This is a genomic window from Desulfovibrio sp. 1188_IL3213, from assembly GCF_036763145.1.
GTDB lineage: Bacteria > Desulfobacterota > Desulfovibrionia > Desulfovibrionales > Desulfovibrionaceae > Desulfovibrio.
This window is the reverse complement of sequence record NZ_JBAIYR010000193.1, coordinates 1-4242: the sequence shown is the minus strand read 5'-3', so window position 1 is coordinate 4242 and position 4242 is coordinate 1. Positions and strand designations below refer to the sequence as shown.

The 4242-nt window shown below is 59.6% G+C and carries 4 protein-coding genes; 2 read left to right on the top strand and 2 right to left on the bottom strand.

Annotated elements, in window-relative coordinates; genetic code table 11:
• Both V6C16_RS08615 and V6C16_RS08610 read right to left on the bottom strand, forming a co-directional pair.
• Window positions 1-2019 (bottom strand): molybdopterin-dependent aldehyde oxidoreductase (locus V6C16_RS08615; protein ID WP_333543016.1); only part of this gene is annotated, 2019 nt, incomplete at its 3' end.
• A 148-nt stretch (window positions 2020-2167) separates the two neighbouring features.
• A complete protein-coding gene (locus V6C16_RS08610; protein WP_333536495.1) occupies window positions 2168-3193 on the bottom strand; it encodes a molybdopterin-binding protein in 1026 nt (341 codons plus the stop codon).
• Window positions 3194-3511: 318 nt separating this feature from the next.
• Here V6C16_RS08610 and V6C16_RS08605 point away from each other — a divergent pair, with 318 nt between their 5' ends.
• Together V6C16_RS08605 and V6C16_RS08600 are read left to right on the top strand one after the other, a co-directional pair.
• A complete protein-coding gene (locus tag V6C16_RS08605; RefSeq protein WP_333536493.1) occupies window positions 3512-3895 on the top strand; it encodes a DVU3141 family protein in 384 nt (127 codons plus the stop codon).
• A gap of 84 nt (window positions 3896-3979) precedes the next feature.
• Window positions 3980-4242: polysaccharide biosynthesis/export family protein (locus V6C16_RS08600; protein WP_333543015.1), on the top strand; the 263-nt coding region annotated here is incomplete at its 3' end.

Genomic DNA, 4242 nt, shown 5'->3' with positions numbered 1-4242 from the left:
GGGGCGCAGGGCCTCATGGGCCGTACCAAGGCTGCCCGCGTCAGCGCCCTGACCGTGGTCTTCCCACGAGTTGCCCAGGGTCACGCTGCCGTCATCGTTCAGTTCCACCCAGGCTTCGGAAGTGTCCGGCCCGTCCAGGCCAGCGCCGTACACGCCAAGGGCCACGCCCACGCCGCGCTTGATTTCGGCGGTGGAGCGCTCTTTCACGCGCTTTTTGGATTCTTCGTAGTACGGACGCATTTTATCAAACATTTCCGGCAGACTCATAACTTCAGGAATCTGCCCCGAGGGGTTGGTATCGCCTTCTTTATAGCAGTTGAGAGCGCGCAGCTCAAAGGGATCCATGCCGAGCTTTTCGGCCAGTTCGTCCATGAGCACTTCAGAGGGGAATTCCGACTCGGGCGCACCGTAACCACGGAAGGCCGCGCCCCAGCAATGGTTGGTGGCAACTGTGCGGCCCTTGCCACGGATATTGGCGATGCCGTAACCGGCGCCGATATACTGTGCGCCGCGCAGGGTCAGAAGGTCGCCGAATTCGGAATAGGGGCCGTGGTCCACGGTCCAGTCCGTTTCCATGGCAAGGATCTTGCCCTGCCTGTCGGCCGCGTAGCGCATGGTTGTCCAGAAGGGCGAACGCTTGCCGGTGTAGTTCTGCTGCTGCTCATAGTTATAGCGCAGGTGGCAGGGGCGGCCTGTAGCCATGACGGCCACGCCCACAAGGGCCTCCATCGTCGGGCTGAACTTGTAGCCGAACGTGCCGCCCGTGGTGTTCTGCACCAGCACAAGATCCTTGGGGAATTCCAGGCCAAGGCCGGGGGCGATCATGAGGGCGTGCAGATGGATGGCAACGGACTTGGAGTGGATGACCACCTGTCCCTGCTCGTTGATATAGCCGTAGCCCACGTCAGGTTCGATGGGCAGGTGGGGCTGGCGCTGGGTATAGTAGCTGCCTTCAACGACCACGTTGCCCGAATCGCTGAAGAAGGGAGCCGTATCCGCGCCCTTTTCTTCAAGCTGGTCATAGTAGACGTTGGGCGTGCCGGGGTGAATCTCGATGGCGTCCGGGGCCATGGCTTCGGGAGCGCTCATGTATTCGGGCAAAAGCTCAAGGTCAAACTTGACCTTTTCAGCGGCAGCGCGGGCATTGGCCTCGGAGTCGGCGCAAACGATGGCAAGGGCGTCGCCATACTGGAATATCTTTTCATCATTAAGAATGGGCCGTTCCCAGCCGTCGCCCTTGTTGGTGGGGAAGGTGATAAGGCCCGTAATGCGGTTTTTGCCCTTCACGTCCTTGTGGGTCAGCACCTTGAAGACACCGGGCATTTTTTCGGCTTCGGACGTGTCGATGCCCTTGATAAGGGCATGCGATACCTTGGCCTGGGCCAGAGCCAGATGCAGGGTATTTTCAGGCATGCGCACGGCGGCGTCCGCGCCGAACTCGGCAAGGCCGGTCACCTTGGCTACGGCGCTGGGACGCGGAATGCTGCTGCCCCAGATGCGGCCGTCGGCAGGCATCTTGAAGCTGATCTCTTCAACGGTTTTTTCTCCGCGCAGTATGGCGGCCGCATCCATGACGGCGTCCACAAGAGGCTTGTAGCCCGTGCAGCGGCAGATATTGTGGTGTTTCTGGAACCAGTCGCGCACATCTTCGCGGCTGGGGGCGGCATTTTCGTCCAGCAGGGCCTTGGCCGACACAATGAAGCCGGGGGTGCAAAAACCGCATTGCGCCGCGCCGTGCTGGATCCACGCATGCTGCAACGGGTGCAGACAGTCCGGCGTGCCTATGCCTTCAAGGGTCGTTACAGATGCATTTTCAGCCACCCGGCTCATCTTGATGATGCATGCCCGCACCACCTTGCCGTCCAGAATAACCGTGCACGCGCCGCACTGGCCCTTGCCGCAGCCCACTTTCACACTGGTGAGCTGCAACTGGCTGCGCAGCACGTCCACCAGAAGATCATTGGGGCTGACCAACAAACGCCGGGCCATGCCGTTGACTATGAGGGTTTTGGTTTCCATGCGCGACTCCTTTGCTATGATAAGTGCCTGGATATATGCCGACGCGGGATATCCGCGCTCAGGGCCGTAATTTTCCTGCGTGCGCAGCAGGGCGCCGCAGGAATCCTGACACGTTGACTATGATACCGGTACGGATACGGGTACACATCTACTTGCCGAATGGACACACGGGATATGCACACTCAGGGCAGCCGGCGCAAAAACCGCCGTGCCCCAAAGCCGCGATGTCTTCGGCCGTTACCTCAACCCCGGCCAGCAGGCGCGGCACAATGAGGTCAAATATGCTGGCCTTGTGATACATGACACAGCCGGGCAACCCCAGCACAGGCACACGTCCGCCGGGACCTGCTGCATAGGCCAGAAGAAACATGGCGCCCGGGTAAACCGGCGCGCCATAGCTGAGAATCTGCGCCCCGGAAGCGCGTATGGCGGCGGGCGTGCGGTCGTCTGGATCAACGGACATGCCGCCCGTCACCACAATCATATCCGCGCCCTGATGCAAAAAATCCGCAATGGCCGAGGCGGTCATGCTGACCTCGTCGCTGGTCAGGGTCTGCCCCATGACGGAACTGCCCAATGCCGCAAATTTTTTGCGCAGCACAGGACCGAAAGCGTCACGAATGCGTCCGTAGTAAACCTCGCTGCCCGTGGTGACCACGCCCACCCTGGCACGGGCAAGGGGCAGCACCTCGATGACGGGGCGGCTCACTGCGTCTTCAAGGCGGCGCAGCTTGTCCTCACCGATCATAAGGGGAACCACGCGGGTTCCCGCCACGGCGCGTCCTTTTTTCACAAACTGCATGCCGTGCAGGGTCGCCATGGTGATTTCGCCCAGGCTGTTGATCCTGTTCAGGGCAGGCACGTCTACCCGCAGCAGGCCGTCACAGGCAGCCACAAGGTCAATGCGCCCTTCCTTCGGGTCACCGGCCATGAGGTTTGGCCCCACGGCAGCGGCCACAATGCGGGCGGCGGCGTCATTTTCGTGTACCATTCCGGCAAGCGGTTCAAAAACATAAAGATGCTCCTTGCCTGTTTCGAGCAGCACCTTGATATCTTCGGGCCGCACGATATGCCCTTTACGAAATACCGGCCCCTTGCTCTCGCCGGGAACAATCCTGGTTATATCGTGACAAAGTACACTACCTACCGCATCATGAACGTGTATGACTTTCATACAAAGTTCCGACATGTTTGCTCCTCAAATGATGCATAACCTGATGGCCAGATTGTGCGTAGAATAACACTCCCGCAACGAAATGCAAAATAAAATTCATGATTTATAAAGTGTGGACACGATAACTTTACGTAATATCACGTATTTGATTTTTATTTCCCCCATTTCAACAAAAAGCGTGACTATTGATGGCGGCGGCAGACGCGGCGGCAATTGACAGAGCAGACATTCTCTGCGAGATGGAGAGGAGCAGAATCACCGTACCGCAGATGCGCCAGCCTGTGATGGCGCTACGGTTTATCCCCGCCAGGAGCCGGCATGAACACAGTCTTTTGCCTCGCGCGCGCATCGCGCATCAGCCGTGCGGCGGCCTTGGCAGCCGCCCTTCTTCTTGCCTTGTCTTTGTCCGCATGCGGCCTTGGCGAAAGTCCGCAAAGGGACGAAACGCCCCCAGGCCCCGTGGAAAGCTTCATGATCATTTCCACCCCCGGCCAGACCACCGTGCTGGACGACGTGCAGTTCGGGCAGGGTGTCAGTGTGAGCGTTGATGAAGTCTTTACGTCGGCCAAAGGCGAAAGCTGCAAACGCGGCACAGTGCTGGCCGGGCAAAAAGAGGCTGAAGTGGTCGTTATCTGCCAGGATGCGCAGGGCCGCTGGATCATGGCCCCCAGGGTGTGGGGTCAGGGCATTTCCAAACCGTAATTGCACGGGCAACCTTTCCTAAACCATTGCAGGCGCGCGGCGCGGCACAGCCGCGAGACCGCGCGTCGCATACTTTGAAACACCATGCTGCAACAAAAATATCTTTTTGCCGTTCTGGCGCTGCTGGCTCTGTGCAGCTCCGCCCATGCCGCCGACAATGTCCAGCCCTATGCGGCCAACCTTTTTCAGGGCAATTTTGCCCAGAACAAGGAAGGCGCGGTTATTGCGCCCGGCGACCGTGTGGTGGTGCGCCTGTGGGGCGGCGACCTCAATGTGGACCGCACCCTTGCTGTGGGGCCGGATGGGCATATGAACCTGCCAGAAGTGGGCGACATGCCCGTGGCCGG

Excerpts from the sequence above, each read along its gene's own strand:
- V6C16_RS08610 (WP_333536495.1), bottom strand. The coding sequence starts at position 3,193 with ATGAAAGTCATACACGTTCATGATGCGGTAGGTAGTGTACTTTGTCAC.
- V6C16_RS08605 (WP_333536493.1), top strand. The coding sequence starts at position 3,512 with ATGAACACAGTCTTTTGCCTCGCGCGCGCATCGCGCATCAGCCGTGCG.